This window comes from uncultured Boseongicola sp. (assembly GCF_937988555.1).
Lineage (GTDB): Bacteria > Pseudomonadota > Alphaproteobacteria > Rhodobacterales > Rhodobacteraceae > Boseongicola.
Genome location: NZ_CALJXO010000221.1, coordinates 22,133 through 44,251, shown reverse-complemented (window position 1 = coordinate 44,251; position 22,119 = coordinate 22,133). Strand labels below are relative to the sequence as shown.

Below are 22,119 nucleotides of genomic sequence, written 5' to 3'. Positions count from 1 at the left end.
CGCCTTCTAGGATGTGACCGCAGACGCAACATATCGATGAACAGCGCGACATCTTCACTTGTTGCGGCCCAAAGGACACCCTACATCGGTCTCCATGAAGCGCTTTATTCCATTCATGAAATCGCCGCCAACGGTCTCGGTCCTTCGACTGCAGGGGATCATCGCTGCACAAGCCCGCGGAGCTGCGTTGAATGACGCAGGCCTTGCGGACCTGATACAAAAAGCCTTCACCAAAGGCAAACCTGCGGCTGTCGCTTTGGCGATCAATTCGCCCGGCGGAAGTCCAACGCAGTCGTCGCTTATTGCGGCCCGCATTCGTCGCCTGGCCGAGGAAAAAGACATCAAGGTTTACGCCTTTGTCGAAGACGTTGCCGCGTCGGGGGGGTACTATATCGCCTCTGCGGCGGACGAAATTTGGGTGGATCGCCACTCGATTGTTGGCTCTATCGGGGTCATCTCCGCTGGGTTTGGCTTTACTGATCTGATCGAGCGCTACGGGATTGAACGTCGCGTTTACACAGCTGGCAAATCAAAGAGCATGCTTGATCCGTTCCGTCCCGAAAACGCGGACGATGTGACACGGCTCAAGGCGCTACAGGAACACATTCACCAAGGCTTCATCGATCACGTAGAAACCCGTCGTGCCGGACGTCTGAATGCGGACATGGAACTGTTTGCCGGAGACATCTGGGTGGGAGACGCCGGAATTGAAACGGGCCTCATCGACGGTGTTGCTCATCTTGTGCCGAAAATGAAAGACCTCTTCGGCGACAAGGTGAAATTCCGAGTGTTCCAACAGCGCAAACCATTGCTTGGTCGCCTCGGGGCGCAAGTGACAGACGATGCGCTGGGAGCCTTTGAGGACCGCGCCTCCTTCGCGCGTTTCGGGGTCTGACGTCTCATATGCTAATCAAGACTGTCACGCTTTTTCTTGTTGTCATCGCCGTTCTGGCGATGTTTGGAAAAGTGCGTTGGATTTTGCCTTGGAAAACCCGCCTTGATACTGCGAAATGCTCGGCCTGCGGCCGCCACCGTATTGGCAAAAGTGCTTGCCCCTGCGGGAAGGGGTAAGGCATGGAGTTTCTCTTTGCGGGCATAGGTCTGGTGATCTTGCTTCTGGCCGGCGACCTTTTGGTGCGCGGGGCCGTGAATTCCTCCCTGCGGCTTGGGGTTCCTGCGTTGATCGTCAGCCTGACGGTCGTGGCCTTCGGTACATCGGCGCCAGAGCTTCTGATTTCTGTTGCAGCTATTATGGACGAAGCTCCGGGTCTTGCGCTTGGCAATGTGGTCGGGTCGAACACTGCAAATATCCTTCTGGTCCTCGGCATACCCGCATTGATTTCAACGCTGAATACCTCCGAATGCGACACGCGCAAAAGCTATTTGACCATGCTGTTTGCCAGCATAATCTTTGTCGGCCTGGCCTTTATGGGGCCGATCACATGGGTTCACGGGGTGGTCCTTCTGGCGATGTTGGCACTGATCCTGGGCGATCAGGCAAGGCAGGCGTTGGTCCACCGACGGTCGATGAAAGCGATGGAAGACGACCTTGAAGGCGTCGATCCGGATATGCCGTGGTGGAAAATTTGTCTGTTCCTGCTGCTTGGCCTCATCGGTCTGCCGCTTGGGGCGAATATTTTTGTGGACGCGTCGCTTGTCATCGCCAGAAACTTCGGTGTGTCCGACAGCGTGATCGGGCTGACGCTTGTTGCTTTGGGCACCTCGCTGCCTGAATTGGCAACGACCGTCATGGCCGCCATCAGGCGTCAGGCAGACGTTGCTTTGGGCAATGTGATCGGCTCAAACATGTTTAACCTGTTGGGCATCATGGGCGTCGCAAGCTTCTTCGGCGATATCCCGGTTGCCACGACCTTCATGAGGTTTGACTTCTGGGTGATGCTTGGTGCCTCTGTCCTGATCGCACCGTTTGTCTTTTCGAACGCCCGGAACATGACTCGCCGCTGGGGCATCTCGCTTTGCGCGGCTTACGTCGCCTACATTTGGGTCGTGGTGCAGGTATGAGCAGTGCTGCGTTGGTCACAGGGGCTGGCAAGCGGCTTGGGCGCGCTATGGCGCTTTCGCTGGGGCAGCGTGGGTTTGACGTTGCGGTCCACTACAATAATTCGGCGGACGAGGCCGAAGAAGTCTCGGCGGAAATTCGCGCCATGGGCCGGAAGGCGATTGCGGTTCACGCAGACCTTACCGTCGAAGAAGATATGCAAAGACTGGTTCCCGCCGCCGCGGCAGCCTTGGGCCAACCCCTGACAGTCCTTGTGAATTCAGCCTCGATCTTTGAATACGACAATATCGAAACCGCCACCCGCGAAAGCTGGGATCGGCATCTGGAATCGAACCTGCGTGCGCCGTTTGTCCTGACCCAGGCCTTCGCTGCACAGGCCCCGGATCCCGATATCGGCGGTGAATGGAGCGACGCGACCGCTAAGGCGCTTGTGGTGAACATGATCGATCAGCGTGTCCGCAAACTGACGCCCGAGTTCATGACTTACACGATTGCCAAGATGGGCCTCTGGGCGCTGACTCAGACGTCTGCGCAGGCGCTTGGCCCGAAAGTGCGGGTCAATGCCATCGGGCCGGGGCCTGCCATGCAAGGCACGCGCCAAAGCCGGGAACACTTCGCAAACCAGCGCGCGGCGACGATCCTGAAGCGTGGGGCGGACCCGTCCGGGATCACGCATGCCCTTGCCTATTTTCTGGATGCTCCGGCCGTCACGGGTCAGCTCATTTGCGTCGATGGCGGCCAGCATCTGGCTTGGATGACGCCTGACGTGCAGGGCGTCGAATAGTCAGACTTCGCTGCGATGACAAAAGTTTTGCACCGCCGCTGAGCTATCGCATTTCTGTTAAGAAAACCTTAATGTTTTCAGTTGGTTGCGCCGCGTTAAGCAAAATATTGAATGATTCCAAGGCCCTACTGAACAGCCTAATTTTTAGGCAGTCACGCGAATGCTGCATTATCAAACGAAAAAATCCCTCCGGTTCCAATTTGTCCCAAGGTTTATCCACAGAAGAAGTGGATGCCTTTTCTCTTGCTCCTGGCCTTGTGGCGGTGCAGCGAGGGAGAGAATCGTATAAGAGCGAATGCTATGCCTGAAGAGATCCGTAAACCCAGCCTGACCGGCCATGATGTTATCCAGTCGTATCTGAAAACGTTGGATGGCTCGCCCGGGGTCTATCGCATGCTCGATGAGAAGGGCGCGGTGCTTTACGTCGGCAAGGCCCGCAATCTGACGGCCCGTGTGTCAAGTTACGCCCGGGCGACCGGCCACAGCCCGCGGATCGCCCGTATGATCCGTGACACCGCGACGATGATGTTCCTCACGACGCGGACCGAGACCGAGGCGCTGCTTCTTGAACAGAACCTGATCAAGCAATTAAAGCCCCGCTACAACGTTCTTCTTCGCGATGATAAATCGTTTCCGAACATCCTTTTGTCGAAGGAACACGCCTTTCCGCAGATCAAGAAACATCGCGGCGCGAAGAAAGAGAAGGGCGAGTATTTCGGTCCCTTCGCAAGCGCAGGTGCGGTGAACCGGACGCTCAATCAGCTGCAAAAGGTGTTCCTTTTGCGGAACTGCTCGGACTCGACCTTTGAAAGCCGCACGCGTCCCTGCCTTCTCTATCAGATCAAGCGCTGCGCTGGGCCTTGCGTTGGGCTGATCTCCGACGACGCGTACGCTGGTTTGGTCAAAGACGCTCAGAAATTCCTTCAGGGGCGCTCAACACAAGTGCAGGAGACGCTTGCCGCCGAGATGCAGAAAGCCTCCGAGGCAATGGAATTCGAGCGTGCCGCCGCGTTGCGTGACCGCCTGCGCGCGCTGACCTTCGTTCAGGGCAGCCAGTCCGTAAACCCGACCGGGGTGGCCGAGGCGGATGTCATTGCTCTGCACGTCGAGGGGGGACAAGCCTGCGTTCAGGTCTTCTTCATCCGCGCCAACCAAAATTGGGGCAACCGCGATTACTACCCGCGCACGGGTGCGGGGGCCGATGCGCGCGAGATCATGCAGGCTTTCATCGGTCAGTTTTACGACACCAAAGATCCGCCGAGGCAAATCCTGCTGTCGGATGGGATTGAAGACATCGAGTTGATGTCTGAGGCGCTCGCTTTGAAAGCGGGCCGGAAGGTCGAGATTCTCATCCCGCAGCGCGGTGAAAAGAAAGAACTTGTCGCCGGTGCCTTGCGCAACGCACGCGAAAGTCTTGCGCGCAAGATGTCCGAAACCGCGACGCAGGCGAAACTGCTTACAGGGCTGGGAGAGGCCTTTGATCTGGACAGTGCTCCGACCCGTGTTGAGGTCTACGATAACTCACACATTCAGGGCGCACATGCGGTTGGTGCGATGATCGTCGCGGGTCCCGACGGTTTTCTCAAAAGCCAGTATCGCAAGTTTAATTTCAAAGACGACAGCATCACGCCCGGCGATGATTTTGGCATGATGAAAGAGGTTCTGACACGCCGGTTCAAACGCCTTTTGAAAGAAGACCCTAGCCGCGAGACCGAAAACTGGCCTGATCTTTTGCTGATCGACGGCGGTGCGGGGCAGGTCAGCGCGGTGCGTCAGATACTGGCCGAGTTAGGTGTGGAAGACGTGCCGATGGTCGGCGTGGCCAAGGGCGTGGACCGCGACCATGGCAAGGAAGAATTTCACCGGACGGGCTTGCGTCCCTTTGCACTTCAGCGTGGCGATCCGGTGCTGTATTTCATTCAGCGCATGCGGGACGAGGCTCACCGGTTTGCCATTGGCGCGCATCGTCAGAAGCGCTCAAAGACTGTTGGCGCAACACCCCTTGATGAGGTTCCGGGCGTAGGATCGACGCGTAAACGCGCCCTTCTCGCGCATTTTGGATCGGCAAAGGCTGTCGGGCGCGCGAACCTCACCGACCTGAAGGCGGTCGACGGGATTTCAAATGCGATTGCCGAGACGATCTATGATCACTTCCACGGCAACTAGCCCAGGACAGCAACCACAGCTGCTGCATAAAACGCCAGGCTCGCCACCAGCACAAAGCAATGCCAAATCGTCAGGTGAAACGGCAGCTGCAGCCAAAGGTAGAACCCCGTGCCGACCGTATAAAGCAGCCCGCCGCCGACGATCAGACTGCCTGTCAGCGGCGGCAAAGCGGCGAATATCGCGAACGCGACCAGGCCACCGGCCCAACCCATCCCAAGATAGAGCGCGATGCTTGTGCGACGAAAGCGAAACCGGCAGATCATCTTCAGCGAGATGCCCGCCGCCGCCGCCCAAAGCGCTCCGACAATCACAAATCCCTGTCCTGCAATCATCGCAAACCCGGTGAATGTACCTGCAATCTTAAGATAAATTGCAGAATGGTCGAGCCATTTAAACAGCCACTCCCAATCGGGGTGCGGGAAGATATTGTAAACCGCCGAGCACAGGATCATCGCCGCAAAGCTTAGGCCATAAAGCACCATCCCGATCACAGATGCCGCCCCATGCGCTGACACAACAGCCAGCACCACAAGCAACGGCACGAAGGTCAAAATAACGATCGTCCCGATCAGATGCACCGCAAGGTCCGAAAGGTATTCGGTCCGGGTGTAACCTGCGCGTCTAGCCAGCAAAATGTGGATGGCCGCGGCATATCTGGGCTCGGTAACTCGCATATGGACCCATAGTGCGCGGGTTCAAGGTTTCTCGCAACGCTCACCCAACGGCACTTTCCCTTTGGGGCCGAGGGTATTAAGTGCAATGCATGACATGGAACATTCCAAATATCCTGACGATGGTCCGCCTCATTGCGGCGCCCGGACTTGTGCTCATGTTTCTCTATTTCACGCGCCCCTGGGCTGATTGGTTCGCCCTCACCCTGTTCGTCAGCGCAGCGCTGACCGATTGGATCGACGGCTACCTTGCCCGCGCCTGGAAACAGGAGACCAAGCTTGGCGCGATGTTGGACCCGATTGCCGACAAGGCGATGGTGGTGATCGCGCTTTTGATGATTGTCGCACTCAGTGGCGATCCCAGGGTTGGCATGGATCCGTGGATCCTTCTTCCCGCAACAATCATCATGTTCCGTGAAGTGTTCGTGTCGGGCCTGCGCGAGTTTCTTGGCGATACCGCCGGCACGCTAAAGGTCACCAAATTGGCCAAATGGAAGACGACGGCGCAAATGGTTGCCATCGCGGTTCTGTTTTCCACGGGTATTTTCCAACACATGTGGATCGAACGCACGGTTGGCATGGATCGCGATATCCTCGCGGAGATTTTGGCTGGCGGCGACGATCCGGTGAACGTCCGGCTGATCAGCGATGCCTATTGGTACACGTGGTGGATTGGTGTCGGTCTACTTTGGGCGGCCGCCACTCTGACCATCGTGACGGGATGGGACTACTTACGAAAATCTCTCCCATATCTAAAGGATACGGAATGATCGACGTCCTTTACTTTGCGTGGCTGCGCGAGCGTATTGGCGCGCCGAAAGAGCAGATCGACACAACTGCCGAAACCGTCGCAGATCTCGTCGAATATCTTAAAACCCGCAGCGATGCACACGCTTTGGCGTTTTCAGACATGGCGTCGGTGCGCGTTGCCATTGACCAGGAACTGACCGAGATGTCGGCACCATTGGCTGGCGCGCGCGAGGTTGCGTTCTTCCCCCCGATGACGGGCGGCTGATGGGCGTACGCGTTCAGTCCGCGCCATTCGACATGGGCGCCGAAGTTCAGTCATTTACTGATGGAGCCAACGGTGCAGGTGCCATTGTCACGTTTTCCGGCCTTGTGCGAGATGAAGGCGGCACCCTGTCGGCGATGGAAATTGAACACTACCCCGGCATGACCGAAAAAGCGCTTGAGGCGATCTGTGCGAAAGCTGTGGCGCGGTGGTCGTTGGCCGATGCGCTGGTGATCCATCGTTTTGGATCATTGGCCCCTGGCGAGCAAATTATGATGGTCGCCACTGCGGCGCGCCATCGGGCTGATGCGTTTGCGGCGGCAGAATACTTAATGGATTACCTTAAATCCCGCGCGCCATTCTGGAAAAAAGAGCGCGGCGCGGATGGCGAAACTTGGGTTGCGGCGAAAGAGGCGGACGAAGACGCATTGAAGCGCTGGTAGGCGGCTAGGTAATTGATTTAAAATGCGTGTGACGCAAATCGGCTTCTCGCATCTCCTATGGCTTCGACGCATCTCGCGCCGAAGTCTCAACAAGAACCGATTTCTGTGAGAGGTCTTGCATTGCGTGCATGGACATATGTAACCTCCCAAACCTAACTCAGCGTTAACTATCCGATGCCCCGGTGCGCTTTGGGGCGTGTACTTTCAATGTGACAGGGGCTGGCGGAGGAAAGCTCATTCTTACCGGCAAACTGCCTAAGAAAGCGGTTGCCAATCTTAACGGAGGCTGCACAAAACAGTGCTGTTCTGCCAGCTTACTGAAACATGCACCGACGCAAAACCGACGTTGCGATTGGCGTGCGTTTCCCTTGATTTGCTGGCATTAATCATCCGGCTTTTTTCGCGCATCGCCCCTCGTGCGCACGGCGTGTTAAGTTTTGCCGCGCGGTTTGGCCCTTAGCGTCGGGTCCGCCACAGTTGGGTCCTCGGGCCAGGGGTGGCGAGGATAGCGCCCCCGCATGTCTTTGCGGACATCAGCATAAGACGTCGCCCAAAAGCCGGGGATATCCATTGTCGTCTGAACGGGCTTGTTGCCCGGTGACAGCAGCGTAACCCGCAAGGGCCGCCCAGCCACTTGCGGATGTCGCGTAACACCGAACATTTCTTGAAGTCGCAGAGTTATTTCCGGCGCCTCCTGCGCATAATCTATTGGAATCCGACGCCCCAAGGGCGTGACGAAATGGGCCGGGGTTTCGCGATCAAGGACTTGCGTTTGTTCCCAATTCAACCCTGCGCGAAGCGCTGGCAAAAGGTCGAACCCTTTCCAATCATGGGCGCTTTTAACGCGACCAAGGTGAGGGAGCAGCCAGCCTTCCAGGCTATCCAGAAGGATTTGATCGCTCATATTCGGAAGGTCGTGGCCCGCATCCCGAACCAATGCCACGCGCGCGCGGAACCGTTCGGTGGCTGGTGAAAAAGCAAGGCCAAGATGCCTGATACCGTCCAACATTGCCGTTGCCACACGATCGTGTGGCGCCTTCGTCCACGGCTTTGAAGTCAATGCAATCGCGCCTAGGCGTTCTTCGATCCGAGCGATAACGCGCCCGTCGCGCCGCGACCATTCCACGACCTCCGTGGTCTCAATGCGGTCGCCCAATACCGTGCGCAGAGCGGCCTCTGATATCTGCAAAGCGGTGCGGATCATCGCTTCCCGCGGGTGTCCATCTGTGTCGGTCACTACCAAAAGACGCGCGCCCGCAATCGGGTCGGACGCGTCCATCTTTGCACCCTTCCCCCCCGACAAAAGCCAGCGCGGATCATCTCCCGGACGTCGAAGTCCAATGCGGTCAGGGAACGCCAAGGCGGCCTGTTCGGCAGGGTCATGAAGCGTGGTTGGCGGTGCGCGGCCGCGAAGGCGTTTGGCTTCTGCGCGGATGCGCTCAAGGCCCGCGTCGCGTTGCCCACTTCTCAATGCTGTCAGGCGCAAACCGAGGTCAGCGCCCACGCCACGCAGCGGGTCACGATCCCCCAGAAGAGCTGCAAGCGGGGCGGCATCGGCGCCCGCGATAGCGATCATATGGGCCAGTCTTGGGTGCAGCGGCGTCCTTGCCAAAACGCGTCCGTGATCCGTGAGACGTTGATCCACGAGGGCCCCGAGACTGGCCAGCAACCCGCGTGCTTCCGCCATAGCGCCGTCGGGCGGCGGAGTGAGAAACGGCACGCCAACGCTGCCCCATTCGGCCAGTTCAAGCGCAAGGCTTGCCAGATCAGCGGTTTCGATTTCGGCAGGGGGAAACGGCGCCAACGCGCCTTCCTCACCTTTTGTCCAGAGACGATAGCAAACGCCTTTTGCAACACGGCCGGCACGCCCGCGACGTTGGTCAGCTTCTGCACGGGTGACGCGCTCGGTGACCAGCCGAGACATCCCTGATCCGGGATCATAGCGCGCACGGCGGGCGCGTCCGCCATCCACAACAACACGAATATCCGGAATGGTTAGCGAGGTTTCTGCAATCGCGGTCGCCAGAACCAGCTTTCTTCCTGATACAGGCCGAAGGGCGCGTTGTTGTTCCTTGAATGGCAACGATCCGTAGAGCGGGAGAAGTGTGAAGCCGTTCAGGCGGTTACTCAGCAGGGATGCGACTTGACGAATCTCCCGTTCGCCCGGGAGGAACGCTAGAATTCCGCCTTCGCTTTTCGACGCAGCGTGCTCAATCAGGGCGGCCATCGCCGGTTCAAGCCGTTGCCCTTTTGGATTTGGTTTGTCCAACCAACGCGTGTCGACCGGGAAGCTTTTCCCCTCAGAGGTAATAATCGGTGCGCCGCCCATCAGTTCCGCGACAGGACCGGCGTCCAGTGTCGCGGACATCACCAGCAAGACCAGGTCTTCGCGAAGGGCAGACCTGACATCAAGAACAAGGGCCAGCCCAAGGTCGGCGTTCAGCGATCTCTCGTGGAACTCATCGAAAATCACCGCGCCGACGCCTTCAAGGGTAGGGTCGCTTTGGATCATGCGGGTCAGGATGCCCTCTGTCACAATTTCGATACGCGTCGCGCGTCCCACCTTCGCTTCGCCTCGAATGCGGTAGCCGACGGTTTCTCCGACGGTTTCTCCAAGTGTCGAGGCCATGCGTTCGGCCGCCGCGCGCGTTGCCAGGCGACGGGGTTCCAGCATCAGAATGCGACCGTCTACAAACCGCGCTTCCAGCATTGCCAATGGCACGCGCGTTGTCTTGCCCGCGCCGGGTGGAGCCTGCAACACGGCTTGTCGGTGAGCGCGCAGCGCCGTGTTCAACGTGGCCAGTATGTCGTCGATGGGAAGAGGGCTTGTCATGGTCTGCTTATCGCAAGGTGCGAAGGAGGGTGAAAGCCCCACTGGACAGGCCGCCGCGGGCGCGCCAAAGTCGCCGCCGATGACCGAAAAGAGCTCCAAAGATACGGCATGGCTAGCCAAAGCTGTTCAGAATGGCGATCGGCGTGCTTTAGCGCGCGCAATTACACTGATCGAAAGCGCGCGGGCTGATCATCGCGGCGATGCGGACGCATTGCTTGAAACGCTCGCATCGTCGGGTCGTCAAGCGTTGCGGATAGGTCTTTCGGGCACACCGGGTGTCGGTAAATCCACGTTTATTGAAGCGTTTGGATGCCGGTTGACGAAAGCGGGGCGTAGGGTTGCAGTTCTCGCCGTCGATCCGTCGTCAACGCGAACCGGCGGGTCCATCCTAGGCGACAAGACCCGGATGGAGCGACTTGCCCGCGAACCCAATGCGTTTATCCGACCGTCGCCAAGCCAGACCCATCTTGGTGGTGTGGCACGCCGTACACGGGACGCGGTGGCGCTTTGCGAAGCGGCTGGGTTTGATATCGTTTTGATTGAGACGGTCGGTGTTGGTCAATCTGAAACCATCGTGGCCGAGATGTCGGACCTGTTTGTGCTGCTTTTAGCGCCCGCAGGGGGCGACGAACTGCAAGGCGTGAAGCGCGGGATTATGGAGATTGCGGATCTCGTCCTTGTGAACAAGGCCGATGGTGACTTGAAATCGACCGCCATCCGAACAGCAGCCGACTATGCCGGAGCGCTTCGGCTTTGGCGCAAACGCGATGGAGACCCGGAAGATTTTCCAAAGGCGATGACGGTATCGGCGCTTGACGAAACCGGGTTGAGCGAGGCTTGGGGCGAGATGCAGAAGCTTGCGGTGTTTCGTCAGGAGACAGGGTTTTGGGATTCAAGGCGGGCGCAGCAGGCGCGTGGTTGGTTCGCAGACGAAGTGCGGCAAGGTCTTTTACGTCGCCTTGCATCTGATCCAAAAGCGGATGCGGCAATGGCGCGGCTTTCGGACGATGTCGCCGAGGGCCGTCGTGCGCCCGGGGCGGCTGCGGCTGAGGTGCTTGGCCGACTTGGGAACGATCCTGTTTAGGCACACGTCTTTCGACGACAGAGACTTGACGCCCGCTGGGATTCCACCTATCCACCGCGAACGGATTCTTGGGCAGGGCCGATGGCGCTGCCCGTTTGTATTGAGGGGGGCCCCGAGCGGCCTTCTTTACTGAGACAAAAGATCGAGGATTAGCCCATGTCGCGCCGCTGCGAATTGACCGGAAAGGGCCCGATGTCTGGCAACAATGTCAGCCACGCCAAAAACCGAAGCAGGCGTCGGTTCTTACCGAACCTGACCGAGACAGCACTGATGTCTGAAACGCTCGGACGCACTGTGCGCCTGCGCGTATCAACGTCGGCTCTGCGTACTGTAGACCACCGTGGTGGTTTGGATGCGTTCCTTGCGAAAGCAAAGGACATTGATCTGTCGTCCAACGCGCTTAAGGTGAAAAAGGCGATCGTTAAGGCACAAGAAGTCGTCGCCTGATCCGTCCGCTTAGATTTACTGGAAAACCCCGCCCTATTGGGCGGGGTTTTCGCGTTTAGTGGTTTGTTTGCGCGACGTGAAGGGGCTTGTTCACCCAAAGTGGGACGACGTTACTTACTGGTTCCAGTCGTTTGTTGTCCAAAAGGGCCAAAACCTCAGTGGGCACCAGGATGATCTCAGATGTCGTAGCGCCCTCACGGTCGGCTTCGTCCCTTAGCACGGAATATTCGCCGAACCAGACAATATCGGGCGGGGTGCGGTCAATGCCACGATCTTCGCCGGATTGCCGGTCGGGACGAGCCCTGGAGAAAGTCTGAACATGCCCGAAGTCACGCGTATTTTATTTGTCTGTCTGGGGAATATTTGCCGATCTCCGACAGCAGAGGGTGTTTTGCGCTATAAGGCGCCGCATCTTGATATCGACAGTGCCGGGACGAGCGACTGGCATAAGGGCGATCCGCCCTATGGACCGGCGATCGACGCGGCGGGTTTACGCGGTTACGATCTGAAGCTGCTGCGTGCGCGGCAGGTGGTTGTTCAGGATTTTGAAGACTTTGATCTTATCCTTGCGATGGACAGCGAGAATCTGGATACCCTTGCCCACATGCAGCCCGTTAAGTCGCGAGCGAACCTTCGGTTATTTCTCGACTATGCGCCCCAAACGGGGCGTAGAGAGGTTCCTGATCCCTATTACACCCGCGACTTTGAAGGCGCGCTGGATCTTATTGAATGCGCCTCAGACGGAGTGCTTGCATCGCTAGAGCCTTAGCCACGACAGAATGTTTCTGCGGCGTTGCCGAAATTGCGATATCTCTCCCAAAAAGATGCATTCGACCGGCTGCTGGACTGGCGGATTTCCTGCGCGCGATGGGGATTGCTGAAGAATGTGGCTGCCAAACGTTGATCGCGCGTGGTCAGAGTTCGGTTTGCAGCATCCTGAATGCAACCACACAAGGCGTAATTCCCGCCCGCGCGATCCGAATTCAAACAGGCGCTCTTGATCGCGTTGGCGTGCGAAGGTCCGGCTATCGTTGCCATGAGTACACCAATAAACGCAAAACGTTTCATGCTATTACCTTGTATGTCTTGCCCCGTTGGCGCGATTGGTTCGCGCTCTTCGTTAGTTGGTTCTGCCACAGGGGGGGTGACAGAGCGAGACTTTTTTGGCGCGCTCAAAGCAGTGCTGGATAAAGGGACGCCACGAGGATGCCTGCCATTGCCCAATTGAAAAGGCGCAATCGGTTGGGATTTGTGAGAACGCGCCGCATTTCGCGCCCCAATATGCACCACGTGCTGACCGAGGGAAGGTTAACCGCGCCAAACACTGCAGCTACAAAAAACATGGCAAGGGGGGTGTCATCTGGCGCGTAGAGCGTGACAGACGTAAGAGCCATTGACCATGCTTTCGGGTTCACCCATTGGAACGCCGCTGCCTGCAAGAAGGTAAGGGGTTTGCCCGCCGCCATTCCTTCTTTTGGAGCGGCCGCATGCGCGATCTTCCAGGCAAGCCACAGGAGGTAGGCGACACTGAAAATGGTGAGGACATCGCGTAAACGCGGCCACGTTTCGAAGATTTGGGACAATCCTATGCCCATCAGAAATGCCATAAAAACGAAGCCCAAAGCAACGCCTAGCATGTGAGGAATTGTGCGTTGAAATCCGAAATTTGCGCCTGATGCCATAAGCATAAGGTTGTTCGGGCCCGGCGTGATGGATGTCACGAAGGCGAAGGTCACAAGAGGTAGAAGCGTGTCAGTCCACATGGATGCAATTATTAACAAACTTTGGCCTCATGGGATTGCATAGTCGCTTGTGAGGGCGGCAATTGCGCAATAAATTCACAATATGGACGCTATAAACAAAAAGATATTGCGTGAACTGGCTCTCAATGCGCGCCTATCGAACCTTGACCTTTCTGACCGCGTCGGTCTGTCACCTTCGGCATGTTTGCGGCGGGTGCAAGAACTTGAGCGCACAGGAGTAATCACCGGATATCGCGTTCAGACGGACCGTGTGCGCCTTGGAATCGGGTTCACGGCCTACATTACTGTCGGCTTGTCAATCCACACCAAGGATAGCCAGGAAGCCTTCGAACGCGCGATTTCCCGCGCACCGGAAGTGATCGAATGCCACAATGTGACTGGCACCGTTGAATACCTCTTGCGTGTCGAGGCGGCCGACTTGGCTGCTTATAAAGTCTTTCATACAAACGTTTTAGGGACTTTGCCCCAAGTGAGTGCGATCACGTCCTACGTTGTTATGGGCTCGCCCAAGGATTTGCGGGCCTGACGGGGCGTCATTTGCGAAACAATGCGCGCTGATTGCCTTTAAAGAGCCAGTATCTTTAACAACAGTCGGCGAACAGAGTTTAGATACCTGCCTAGTAAGAGGCATGGAAAGGCCCACAAAGATCGAATGGAACACAGGCGCGCTATTGCTGACGCGCTTGCGCTGATGCTTCTGGCCGGATGTGGCGGAAACTCGGAAGTCGCTTACGACGATCCACCCAGTACCATTGTCACTCAGGCGTGGCGCGTCGTCGATGTGGTGGCGGTTGTTCCCGATACGCTCAGTGTTTCAAACAACAATATGTTTGCGCCTCGGGCCGGTATTGTTTGGCAGGGAGAACCCGTCGGGGATTGCCGCGCGCAGGTGGCAGCCGTCCTTGATGACGGCCTGACGTTTCAGTGCGTCACGCCCACGGGGTTGCAAGCGCGTCTGCTGCGGTGCATGTCATCCGCCTTATCCCGTGCGGTTTTGATGCGGAAATGGGTGAGGCAATTGTTGCCAACGAATTTATTTCCGCCAATCTGGAAGCAAATATGGACATGGCAGCTATCGCGGCTGCCATCAATTGGCAGAGCCAGCGTGAGCGTGTTGTCTAACACATCGCTGCTGTCATACGCGGGTGGTTGGGGTTTGGTCCTCACCAAAGATGGGAATTTTGCAGCATTGGCCGATAGTCCCTTGCCTCGGACAGTTTAGACCACATCTTCCAAAAAAGACCCATGACTTTGAGGATACCGTGAAAGCTTCTCTTTCCCGCATACTGAACCATCGCCGCTTCGAGCCAACGATCATGATTTTGATCATCGTAAACGCGATTGGTCTGGCGCTTGAAACCAGTCCGGCGATCATGGCAGCGGCTGGGTCTTTGATCCTTTGGATCGACAAGCTGATCCTTGGGATCTTTGTCGTCGAGATTCTCCTGCGGCTCGCTGTCGATTTTCGTGGTTTCTGGCGAGACCCTTGGCGCATATTCGATTTCATAATTGTCGCCGTTGCGCTTGTTCCTGCGACTGGGGCGCTTTCGGCGCTGCGTGCATTCCGTATTTTGCGGGTGCTACGCCTTGTGTCTGCTGTGCCGCAAATGCGCCGCGTGGTCGCTGGATTGCTGACCGCCCTGCCTGGCATGGGGTCCATTGTTGCTCTGTTGGGTCTGATCTTTTTTGTCTTTAGCGTAATATCCACGAAGCTGCTTGGGGGCGCCTTTCCTGAGTGGTTTGGCACGCTTGGCGCGTCGGCTTATACGTTGTTTCAGGTCATGACGCTTGAGAGTTGGTCCATGGGCATCGTTCGCCCCGTTATGGAGGTTTTCCCCTTGGCTTGGCTGCTGTTCGTGCCATTTATAATTGTGACTGCGTTTGCTGTTTTGAATCTGTTCATCGGCGTGATCGTTGACGCGATGCAATCTGAGAATGCAGAGATCGCGCATGACGAGCGCGAATCGATGAAAATTGAAAGTGCAGAGATTTTGCGCGAGGTGCGCGGGCTTCGCGCTGAGCTTGCGGCGCTGAAAGTAGACAGATAGGGTCTGGCGGCAATGAAGCTCTTTGTTGGCCTTGGAAATCCCGGCGCAAAATATGCCCAAAACCGCCATAACATCGGGTTCATGGCGCTTGATCGCATTGCATCGGAGCACGGTTTCGCGCCGTGGCGCGGAAAGTTTCAGGGGCAGGTTTCTGAAGGGCAGCTTGGGGGCGAAAAAGTTATCCTTTTGAAGCCCGAGACTTTCATGAACCTTTCGGGACAATCCGTCGGTGAGGCGATGCGCTTTTATAAGCTGACGCCCGCTGACATCACCGTATTTCACGACGAAATTGATCTTGCTCCGGCGAAGTTGCGGGTGAAGCAGGGCGGCGGCCATGCTGGGCACAACGGGCTGCGGTCGCTGCATCAGCACATCACTTCCGAGTATCAGCGGGTTCGCATGGGCGTCGGGCATCCGGGTCACAAAGATGCTGTTGCAGGATTTGTCTTGAAGGACTTTGCCAAGGCTGATCAGAATTGGCTGGACGATATGCTTCGCGGTGTTTGCGACGGTGCTGGATATCTGGCTGACGGTGATACAGGACGGTTTCTAAATGCCGTTGCTTTACGGCTTAATCCGCCAAGATCGTCCCCTTCGGCCGCGTCCAAAAAGAGTGTGCCCGAGCAGGTGCATGCGCCTGTAGAGAATGATGCACGGTCGCCTTTGCAGCGCCTTGCGGACAAGTTTCGTTGAGCTTTGACATACCTGGTGCGTTCCGGTCGCAATCTGTTGCATGCGCGAAGCTCTATTCTCCATTTATGGCGTGACTCATGGGGCTTTGCGCTGATCGTTTGCGCGGCGGTTCGGCGGTAAGCGACTATGTACTTGGCTGATTGGGCGACCCGCGACGACAAAGCGACAACGTTCCCCTAAGATTGGCAGGCGCACGTCACGCATTGGGCATTGAAGGACTTGCTCTGGAGGGTGTTTACCCTTCGCAAGAGGGTGACAACGAAGCGCTTTGGGCAGCGGTCGAGCCAACGCTTTTGCGTTTCCCGAAGCGAATATTTTTATGGCGGCAAAGCGCGCCGCAGACCAACGAGGTTCTGCGTGCGGCAGTGATCCTTCCTGCGCTTGCGCTTATCGAGGAGCGTTTTGGACGCCCGCTTGATCTTTTCGAGTTGGGAGCAAGTGGAGGGCTTAACCTCTATGCCGATCAGTTCCATCGACAGTTTCCGGGGGCTGCGATTGGCAATCCAGATGCGACTGTGCGGCTTCACCCGGACGGGAGTGGACCGCTTCCGCCGACGCGGCTTCAGACCGTTGTCTCGCGGCGAGCGGTTGATCTAAACCCGCTGGACCCAACAGATCCAACGGATCAGCTTCGGCTTTTGGCCTACCTCTGGCCGGACCAGCCCGACCGCATGTCGCACACGCGTGCAGCAATCGGAATTGCGAAGGTGGATCCGCCCAAGATTGACTGCGGGGACGCGAGGGACTGGTTGGCCGAGGTTTTGGAAGCCCCGGCAAAGACAGGCCGCGGTGTCTATCAAACGGTGGCTTGGCAGTATTTTACCTCTGAGACCCGCGCCAAAGTGCGCGAAGCGACTGAGAAAACCGGATCATGCGCGACGGATGAGGCGCCTTTCGCCCATTTGTCGATGGAAGCGGAGGGCGGCGTTGGGGCGGCGGTCAAACTTGAAATGTGGCCGGGTGGGGCTTCCCGACAGATTGCACATGGAGACTTTCATGGACGTTGGGTAAACTGGACCGGCGTTTAAGGCGCGCTAAATGCAGCTTCAGGGGAGCGAAAAAATGCAAAAAGACCCGGCCGTGAATATACTTGGGGAACCGTTGGAGTCTTGTTCAACAGATCCGGTGACAGGGTATTTTCGCGATGGAGCGTGCAACACCTGCGACGAAGACACAGGACAGCACACGGTGTGCGCAGTATTGACCGCCGAATTCCTGGCGTTTTCAAAATACCTCGGAAATGACCTGTCGACGCCGCGCCCGGAATTCATGTTTCCGGGGCTGAAACCCGGAGATCGGTGGTGCCTTTGCGCAGCGCGTTTCTTACAGGCCGCCGAAGAAGGCGCTGGGCCGCTTATTCGTTTGGAAGCGACGCACTTGAAGACGCTGGATACTGTCCCGCTTGACGTCCTTATGGCGCATGCATTCGAGGAATAACCTGTCCGGTCGGACGGATTAAGCCGACTATCCGCCCGTATTCATCTCGACGCCAAGCGCTTTTGCCACGGTAAAGATATCCTTGTCGCCTCGGCCGCACATGTTCATGCAAATGATATGATCTTTCGGCAAATCCGGGGCGATTTTCATCACATGGGCAAGCGCGTGGCTTGGCTCGAGGGCGGGGATAATACCTTCCAACTCGCAACACAGCTTGAACGCTTCCAGCGCTTCAACATCCGTGATGGCGACATACTGCGCGCGACCGATCTCGTGGAGCCATGAGTGTTCTGGCCCGATGCCCGGATAGTCGAGGCCCGCTGAAATGCTGAAGCCTTCGAGGATTTGCCCATCGTCGTCCTGAAGGAGGTAAGTGCGGTTTCCGTGAAGCACGCCGGGGCGACCGCCGGTGAGCGAGGCGCAGTGTTCCATCTTTGCGTTAACGCCCTTGCCACCTGCTTCGACGCCAATAATAGAGACTTCTTTGTCATCCAGGAACGGAAAGAACAGACCCATCGCGTTGGAACCACCACCGATGGCGGCGATGAGAGTATCGGGGTGGCGGCCTTCGGCCTCCATCATCTGAGACTTGGTTTCGGTACCAATAATGGCCTGAAAATCGCGGACCATTGCCGGATAAGGGTGCGGCCCGGCGACTGTTCCGATGCAATAGAACGTGTCGCGGACATTTGTGACCCAGTCGCGAAGCGCGTCGTTCATCGCGTCTTTCAAAGTTCCGCGGCCCGAAGTGACAGGGACAACCTCAGCGCCAAGAAGCTTCATGCGGAAGACGTTTGGTGCCTGACGTTCGACATCGTGGGCGCCCATATAAACCACACATTTTAAACCAAATTTCGCGCAAACGGTCGCAGTAGCAACGCCGTGTTGGCCAGCGCCTGTTTCGGCAATGATCCGTGTCTTTCCCATACGCCGTGCAAGGATGATCTGACCCAACACATTGTTGATCTTATGGGCGCCGGTGTGATTCAGCTCGTCGCGTTTCATGTAGACTTTCGCGCCGCCAAGATGCTCGGTCAGGCGCTCAGCGTGGTAAAGCGGCGAAGGACGGCCGACATAGTGCTTCCACAGGAAATTCATCTCGTCCCAGAAACTCTGGTCCGTCTTCGCATGCTCGTATTGGGCTTCCAACTCGAGGATCAGCGGCATCAGCGTTTCAGAAACAAAGCGCCCGCCGAAATCACCAAAGCGCCCGTTCTCGTCGGGGCCGGTCATGAATGAATTGAAAAGATCGTTCGCCATCACACTCTCCACATCTGACTGCGCAGGTCTAACGAGGTGTCAGACCTGCGTAAAGCCGTCGCGGCGCTTAGCCGCGCGACGACACCATTCCGACAAGCTCATAGGTTTTTTCAAGGATGGGGGTCGCAATCGAGTCGGCACGGTCTGCACCCTTCCCCAGAATGCGGTCGATCTCGGCAGGATCCGACAAAAGTCGCGTCATTTCGGTAGAAATTGGCGACAGCTTGTCCACAGCTAGATCGGCGAGCAGAGGCTTAAACGTGCCCCACTGCATGCCTTCTACCTCGGTCATGATATCGGCTTGTGTGCGACCGGAAAGGGCGGCGAATATGTCGACCAGATTTCGCGCCGCGGGACGTTCTTTCAGCTCGTCGTAGTTTCCGGGCAAAGGCTCGGAGTCGGTCCGTGCCTTACGGAACTTTTGCGCAATCTTGTCTGCGTCGTCGCTCATGTTGATACGGCTCATGTCACTTGGATCGGATTTAGACATCTTCTTGGTCCCGTCGCGTAGGGACATCACCCGTGTTGCAGGGCCTTCGATCACCGGTTCTGTGATCGGGAAGAAATCTACACCATAGTCATGGTTAAACTTTGCCGCCACATCCCGCGTAAGTTCAAGGTGCTGTTTCTGGTCTTCGCCAACCGGGACGTGGGTCGCGTGATAAAGAAGAATGTCCGCCGCCATGAGGGCAGGGTAGGCGAATAGCCCAAGTGATGCGTTCTCGCTGTTCTTGCCTGCCTTGTCCTTCCACTGGGTCATCCGACCCATCCAGCCCATGCGGGCGACCGTGTTAAAGATCCACGCAAGTTGAGAATGGGCCGGGACCTGACTTTGGTTGAACAGGATCGATTTCTCCGGGTCGATGCCACAGGCAATGAAAAAGGCTGCAAGCTCGCGGGTGTTGGCGCGAAGCTTCTCTGGTTCTTGCCAAACAGTAATCGCGTGGAGATCGACGAGACAGTAAACGCATTCGTATTTGCCCGCGTCCTGCATATCGACAAAGCGTTTCAAAGCGCCAAGGTAATTTCCAAGCGTCAGGCCTCCCGAAGGCTGGATGCCTGAGAAGACGCGCGGAGTGAATGCCGCATTCGTCATATTGTACCCTTTCGAAAGGTGGATTTCCGCGTCCACGCGGCTTACCGAGAGGGGGCAGTCCCGTCAAGAAAGGCAAATGCCCCATGAGCCATGATTCCCAACCTTCTCAGCCCGTCGTAAACCCCCTTCCTCCGGTTGTCGTGGCGTTGGCGCTGGCGATTTTCGCGGTCGAGGTTTTGCTGAGTGCGGGCGCTCGGGGCCTTATCGGCGGGGACGCCGGGGGTGGCTGGCGCATAGAGGCTATCCAAAGCTATGGATTTTTCGCGCCTCTGCTTGAGGTCATCGTTCAGCGGCAAATGTGGACAACACCCGAATTGGTTCGCTTCGTTTCGTATCCGTTCATTCACCTCGGATTCACACATGTTCTGTTTGTGATAGTGTTCCTGCTAGCTCTTGGAAAGCTGGTGGGTGAAGCCCTAGGAGGTGTCGCGGTTATTGCGACGTTCTTTATCTCGGCCATATTCGGAGCGTTGGTTTTCGCGGGTCTGACGGGGGACCCGCGCCCTCTCGTCGGCGGATACCCGGCCGTTTACGGGCTAATTGGAACCTATACGTTCATTCTTTGGGTCAGTTACGGGCAAACGGGACAAAACCAGTATCAGGCTTTTACACTTATTGGGTTTTTGCTTGGTATCCAGTTATTCTTCGGTGTGTTTTTTGGAAGCTCAAGCGAGTGGGTTGCCGAAGTTGCCGGGTTTATAGTTGGTTTTCTGGTTGCCCCTTTCGTAGCACGAGGCGGTATGCGCCGGATGTTAGCGCGAATTCGTCAGCGTTGACGGCGAAAGGCTGCGGTAAGATCGCGGCCGCTGAATGCGCCGAAGGCGATGCCGGCGATGGCGTAAAGACCCATGCCAAAGAGCACCAGCAGCGCGAGAACCGCGAATTTAAGCACACCCACCATTAGATCGGGTGTGATCAGCAGTTCGGCGCACCAAAGGCCAATGCCCATGATGGCAGCAGCAATAATGATGCGACCAATACGTTTGCGCGCGCGGACATCCAACGCGCTAGCCTGACCCATCGCGCGGCTCTTCCACCACAAAAGGGCAAACATAGCCCAGCCCGCGACTGTGGTTCCGATAGCGGCTGCGATGTAGCCGATTGTTGGGGCCAAGCCGACGGCAAGCACGGCATTTATGACCATTGCGACCATCGCGAAATAGAATGGTCGTCTCGTATCCTCCCGAGCGAAATAAAGCGGTTGAAGAACTTTTTGCATGACGAAGGCGGGAAGGCCGAGCCCATATACGGCCGTTGCAAGCGCCGTTGCGGCGGTGTCTTCGGGACCAAAGGCACCGCGTTCAAAAAGGATCTCGACAAGCACCACAGGGATCACAAACAGCGCAACCGCCGCAGGGATCGAGAGGGCAAGCGACATCTCTGTGGCGCGACTAAAGGCATCCTGGCCGCCCGTGGTGTCCTGCGCTTGTAGGCGCCGCGACAGGTCGGGGAGAAGGACGATCCCGATCGCAATCCCGACGACACCCAACGGGAGTTGGTAAAGTCGGTCGGCGTAAGACAGCCATGCGATGGCTCCGTCAAAGAAGCTTGCCACTTGCCGCCCGACGATGAGGTTGACCTGAACAACGCCCCCGGCCAGTGCGGCAGGTGCGGCGATGATTGCGAGGCGCTTTAATTCTGGCGTCCACACCGGCTTTTTAGGCCGCAAATCAAACCCGTTACGGCGTGCGGCGACCCAAACAAAGGCAAGCTGCGCAATGCCCGCCAAGACCACTCCGAACGCCAGCAGCGTTCCGTGCGTGCCTTTTCCGTCAGAAGCAGACACCAAATCTGATGTGAAGGTGCCGGTCTCAGCAAATATCAGTGCTGCAATGAGAATGATGTTCAGCAAAACGGGCGCAGCCGCAGCCGCAACGAAGCGTCCACTTGCGTTCAGGACCCCGGAGACCAGCGCCGCAAGCGAGATAAACAGAATATAGATGAAAACAATGCGCCCCAGAGTGACCGTTATGTCGAAGCGTTCATCGCCGACAAACCCCGAGGCCATCGCCCACACAAGCCACGGCATAAAGACAGTCGCTAAGCCGCTGAGCACCAACAAAATAGCCGCGAGCCCGGCGAAGGCATCCCGCGCAAAAGATTGTGCCCCGTCGTTGGCCTCAAGTTTCTTTGAGAACATTGGCACGAAAGCCATGTTGAACGCGCCTTCGGCAAAAAAGCGTCGGAACATATTTGGTAGGGAAAACGCGACCAGAAATGCTTCGGCGACTGGGCCGGTTCCAAGCCAGGCCGCGATTAGAATATCGCGCACAAACCCGAATATGCGGCTCAGAAGTGTCCAGAAGCCGACGGTGAGAACGCCTGAAACAAGACGGATCGGCTTCACCGCGCGAATTCCCTT

General features: G+C 57.1%; 23 protein-coding genes. 17 read left to right on the top strand and 6 right to left on the bottom strand.

Translation table 11 applies throughout. The features are described 5' to 3' along the window. Positions 1-94 precede the first annotated feature (94 nt). The 4 genes from Q1B15_RS13495 to uvrC all read left to right on the top strand — a co-directional run bounded on the left by Q1B15_RS13495 (position 95) and on the right by uvrC (position 4,970). Positions 95-895 carry a S49 family peptidase gene (locus Q1B15_RS13495; protein ID WP_299754387.1) on the top strand — a complete coding sequence of 267 codons (801 nt, stop codon included), beginning with the start codon at positions 95-97 and terminating at the stop codon, positions 893-895. 179 nt (positions 896-1,074) lie between these two features. Further along, positions 1,075-2,022 carry a calcium/sodium antiporter gene (locus tag Q1B15_RS13490; protein WP_299754385.1) on the top strand — a complete coding sequence of 316 codons (948 nt, stop codon included), beginning with the start codon at positions 1,075-1,077 and terminating at the stop codon, positions 2,020-2,022. Beyond that, entirely contained in the window at positions 2,019-2,804 is a 786-nt protein-coding gene (locus tag Q1B15_RS13485; protein WP_299754383.1) for an SDR family oxidoreductase, read from the top strand. Before Q1B15_RS13490 ends, Q1B15_RS13485 begins: the two co-directional genes overlap by 4 nt. Before the next feature lie 300 nt (positions 2,805-3,104). Further along, on the top strand, positions 3,105-4,970 hold the full coding sequence (uvrC, locus tag Q1B15_RS13480) for an excinuclease ABC subunit UvrC (RefSeq protein WP_299754381.1): 1,866 nt from the start codon (positions 3,105-3,107) through the stop codon (positions 4,968-4,970). Here uvrC and Q1B15_RS13475 read toward each other — a convergent pair. Continuing rightward, positions 4,967-5,644: a hemolysin III family protein gene (locus Q1B15_RS13475; RefSeq protein WP_299754379.1), complete on the bottom strand. Its 678-nt coding sequence runs from the start codon at positions 5,642-5,644 to the stop codon at positions 4,967-4,969. The genes uvrC and Q1B15_RS13475 overlap by 4 nt on opposite strands. An 89-nt stretch (positions 5,645-5,733) precedes the next feature. Between Q1B15_RS13475 and pgsA the strand changes: the two genes are divergently transcribed. The 3 genes from pgsA to Q1B15_RS13460 are packed head-to-tail and all read left to right on the top strand — an operon-like array spanning position 5,734 to position 7,096. Then, the gene (gene pgsA, locus Q1B15_RS13470; protein ID WP_299754377.1) at positions 5,734-6,411 is read left to right on the top strand and encodes a CDP-diacylglycerol--glycerol-3-phosphate 3-phosphatidyltransferase; all 678 of its coding nucleotides are present in this window, start codon (positions 5,734-5,736) and stop codon (positions 6,409-6,411) included. Beyond that, the gene (gene moaD / locus Q1B15_RS13465; RefSeq protein ID WP_299754375.1) at positions 6,408-6,656 is read left to right on the top strand and encodes a molybdopterin converting factor subunit 1; all 249 of its coding nucleotides are present in this window, start codon (positions 6,408-6,410) and stop codon (positions 6,654-6,656) included. The genes pgsA and moaD overlap by 4 nt, the downstream gene beginning before the upstream one ends. Next, complete coding sequence (locus tag Q1B15_RS13460) at positions 6,656-7,096, top strand: molybdenum cofactor biosynthesis protein MoaE (RefSeq protein ID WP_299754373.1); 441 nt, start codon at positions 6,656-6,658, stop codon at positions 7,094-7,096. The genes moaD and Q1B15_RS13460 overlap by 1 nt, the downstream gene beginning before the upstream one ends. A 430-nt stretch (positions 7,097-7,526) precedes the next feature. Here the strand turns inward: Q1B15_RS13460 and hrpB are convergent, their stop codons facing one another. After that, the gene (gene hrpB, locus Q1B15_RS13455; RefSeq protein WP_299754371.1) at positions 7,527-9,929 is read right to left on the bottom strand and encodes an ATP-dependent helicase HrpB; all 2,403 of its coding nucleotides are present in this window, start codon (positions 9,927-9,929) and stop codon (positions 7,527-7,529) included. Positions 9,930-10,008: 79 nt separating this feature from the next. Here hrpB and meaB point away from each other — a divergent pair, with 79 nt between their 5' ends. From meaB to Q1B15_RS13440, 3 genes are all read left to right on the top strand, one after another. Further along, positions 10,009-11,013, top strand: a complete 1,005-nt coding sequence (gene meaB, locus Q1B15_RS13450; RefSeq protein WP_299754412.1) for a methylmalonyl Co-A mutase-associated GTPase MeaB — start codon at positions 10,009-10,011, stop codon at positions 11,011-11,013. Between the two features lie 156 nt (positions 11,014-11,169). Beyond that, positions 11,170-11,460, top strand: a complete 291-nt coding sequence (gene rpmB, locus Q1B15_RS13445; protein ID WP_299754369.1) for a 50S ribosomal protein L28 — start codon at positions 11,170-11,172, stop codon at positions 11,458-11,460. Positions 11,461-11,779: 319 nt separating this feature from the next. After that, positions 11,780-12,229, top strand: coding sequence for a low molecular weight protein-tyrosine-phosphatase (locus Q1B15_RS13440; RefSeq protein WP_299754367.1), 450 nt, complete (start codon positions 11,780-11,782; stop codon positions 12,227-12,229). Between the two features lie 403 nt (positions 12,230-12,632). On the opposite strand, the gene Q1B15_RS13435 is transcribed toward Q1B15_RS13440, so the two are convergent. Beyond that, on the bottom strand, positions 12,633-13,223 hold the full coding sequence (locus Q1B15_RS13435) for a LysE family translocator (protein WP_299754410.1): 591 nt from the start codon (positions 13,221-13,223) through the stop codon (positions 12,633-12,635). 82 nt (positions 13,224-13,305) lie between these two features. Between Q1B15_RS13435 and Q1B15_RS13430 the strand changes: the two genes are divergently transcribed. The 6 genes from Q1B15_RS13430 to Q1B15_RS13405 all read left to right on the top strand — a co-directional run bounded on the left by Q1B15_RS13430 (position 13,306) and on the right by Q1B15_RS13405 (position 17,401). Next, the gene (locus tag Q1B15_RS13430) at positions 13,306-13,749 is read left to right on the top strand and encodes an Lrp/AsnC family transcriptional regulator (protein WP_299754365.1); all 444 of its coding nucleotides are present in this window, start codon (positions 13,306-13,308) and stop codon (positions 13,747-13,749) included. A gap of 126 nt (positions 13,750-13,875) precedes the next feature. Further along, positions 13,876-14,445 carry a DUF6778 family protein gene (locus Q1B15_RS13425; RefSeq protein ID WP_299754363.1) on the top strand — a complete coding sequence of 190 codons (570 nt, stop codon included), beginning with the start codon at positions 13,876-13,878 and terminating at the stop codon, positions 14,443-14,445. Between the two features lie 40 nt (positions 14,446-14,485). Continuing rightward, positions 14,486-15,271, top strand: a complete 786-nt coding sequence (locus Q1B15_RS13420) for an ion transporter (protein ID WP_299754361.1) — start codon at positions 14,486-14,488, stop codon at positions 15,269-15,271. Positions 15,272-15,283: 12 nt separating this feature from the next. Next, positions 15,284-15,964: an aminoacyl-tRNA hydrolase gene (pth, locus tag Q1B15_RS13415; protein WP_299754359.1), complete on the top strand. Its 681-nt coding sequence runs from the start codon at positions 15,284-15,286 to the stop codon at positions 15,962-15,964. 140 nt (positions 15,965-16,104) lie between these two features. Continuing rightward, a complete protein-coding gene (locus Q1B15_RS13410) occupies positions 16,105-16,992 on the top strand; it encodes a DUF2332 family protein (protein WP_299754356.1) in 888 nt (295 codons plus the stop codon). A gap of 34 nt (positions 16,993-17,026) precedes the next feature. After that, entirely contained in the window at positions 17,027-17,401 is a 375-nt protein-coding gene (locus tag Q1B15_RS13405) for a DUF2237 domain-containing protein (protein ID WP_299754354.1), read from the top strand. 27 nt (positions 17,402-17,428) lie between these two features. Here the strand turns inward: Q1B15_RS13405 and trpB are convergent, their stop codons facing one another. Both trpB and trpS read right to left on the bottom strand, forming a co-directional pair. After that, positions 17,429-18,661, bottom strand: a complete 1,233-nt coding sequence (trpB, locus tag Q1B15_RS13400) for a tryptophan synthase subunit beta (RefSeq protein ID WP_299754352.1) — start codon at positions 18,659-18,661, stop codon at positions 17,429-17,431. A 67-nt stretch (positions 18,662-18,728) separates the two neighbouring features. Continuing rightward, the gene (gene trpS / locus Q1B15_RS13395; protein ID WP_299754350.1) at positions 18,729-19,757 is read right to left on the bottom strand and encodes a tryptophan--tRNA ligase; all 1,029 of its coding nucleotides are present in this window, start codon (positions 19,755-19,757) and stop codon (positions 18,729-18,731) included. Between the two features lie 83 nt (positions 19,758-19,840). Here trpS and Q1B15_RS13390 point away from each other — a divergent pair, with 83 nt between their 5' ends. Next, positions 19,841-20,533 (top strand): rhomboid family intramembrane serine protease, encoded by a 693-nt coding sequence (locus Q1B15_RS13390; protein ID WP_299754348.1) that lies wholly within the window; start codon positions 19,841-19,843, stop codon positions 20,531-20,533. On the opposite strand, the gene murJ is transcribed toward Q1B15_RS13390, so the two are convergent. Then, on the bottom strand, positions 20,524-22,104 hold the full coding sequence (gene murJ / locus Q1B15_RS13385) for a murein biosynthesis integral membrane protein MurJ (protein ID WP_299754346.1): 1,581 nt from the start codon (positions 22,102-22,104) through the stop codon (positions 20,524-20,526). The genes Q1B15_RS13390 and murJ overlap by 10 nt on opposite strands. Positions 22,105-22,119 lie beyond the last annotated feature (15 nt).

Bases quoted from the DNA above. Each gene is read 5' to 3' on its own strand.
- uvrC (WP_299754381.1), top strand. From the start codon at position 3,105: ATGCCTGAAGAGATCCGTAAACCCAGCCTGACCGGCCATGATGTTATC.
- Q1B15_RS13440 (WP_299754367.1), top strand. From the start codon at position 11,780: ATGCCCGAAGTCACGCGTATTTTATTTGTCTGTCTGGGGAATATTTGC.
- Q1B15_RS13475 (WP_299754379.1), bottom strand. From the start codon at position 5,644: ATGCGAGTTACCGAGCCCAGATATGCCGCGGCCATCCACATTTTGCTG.
- pgsA (WP_299754377.1), top strand. From the start codon at position 5,734: ATGACATGGAACATTCCAAATATCCTGACGATGGTCCGCCTCATTGCG.
- Q1B15_RS13490 (WP_299754385.1), top strand. From the start codon at position 1,075: ATGGAGTTTCTCTTTGCGGGCATAGGTCTGGTGATCTTGCTTCTGGCC.
- Q1B15_RS13390 (WP_299754348.1), top strand. From the start codon at position 19,841: ATGAGCCATGATTCCCAACCTTCTCAGCCCGTCGTAAACCCCCTTCCT.
- Q1B15_RS13495 (WP_299754387.1), top strand. From the start codon at position 95: ATGAAGCGCTTTATTCCATTCATGAAATCGCCGCCAACGGTCTCGGTC.
- meaB (WP_299754412.1), top strand. From the start codon at position 10,009: ATGACCGAAAAGAGCTCCAAAGATACGGCATGGCTAGCCAAAGCTGTT.
- Q1B15_RS13425 (WP_299754363.1), top strand. From the start codon at position 13,876: ATGGAACACAGGCGCGCTATTGCTGACGCGCTTGCGCTGATGCTTCTG.
- trpS (WP_299754350.1), bottom strand. From the start codon at position 19,757: ATGACGAATGCGGCATTCACTCCGCGCGTCTTCTCAGGCATCCAGCCT.
- Q1B15_RS13435 (WP_299754410.1), bottom strand. From the start codon at position 13,223: ATGTGGACTGACACGCTTCTACCTCTTGTGACCTTCGCCTTCGTGACA.
- rpmB (WP_299754369.1), top strand. From the start codon at position 11,170: ATGTCGCGCCGCTGCGAATTGACCGGAAAGGGCCCGATGTCTGGCAAC.
- pth (WP_299754359.1), top strand. From the start codon at position 15,284: ATGAAGCTCTTTGTTGGCCTTGGAAATCCCGGCGCAAAATATGCCCAA.
- Q1B15_RS13430 (WP_299754365.1), top strand. From the start codon at position 13,306: ATGGACGCTATAAACAAAAAGATATTGCGTGAACTGGCTCTCAATGCG.
- trpB (WP_299754352.1), bottom strand. From the start codon at position 18,661: ATGGCGAACGATCTTTTCAATTCATTCATGACCGGCCCCGACGAGAAC.
- hrpB (WP_299754371.1), bottom strand. From the start codon at position 9,929: ATGACAAGCCCTCTTCCCATCGACGACATACTGGCCACGTTGAACACG.
- moaD (WP_299754375.1), top strand. From the start codon at position 6,408: ATGATCGACGTCCTTTACTTTGCGTGGCTGCGCGAGCGTATTGGCGCG.
- Q1B15_RS13405 (WP_299754354.1), top strand. From the start codon at position 17,027: ATGCAAAAAGACCCGGCCGTGAATATACTTGGGGAACCGTTGGAGTCT.
- Q1B15_RS13460 (WP_299754373.1), top strand. From the start codon at position 6,656: ATGGGCGTACGCGTTCAGTCCGCGCCATTCGACATGGGCGCCGAAGTT.
- Q1B15_RS13485 (WP_299754383.1), top strand. From the start codon at position 2,019: ATGAGCAGTGCTGCGTTGGTCACAGGGGCTGGCAAGCGGCTTGGGCGC.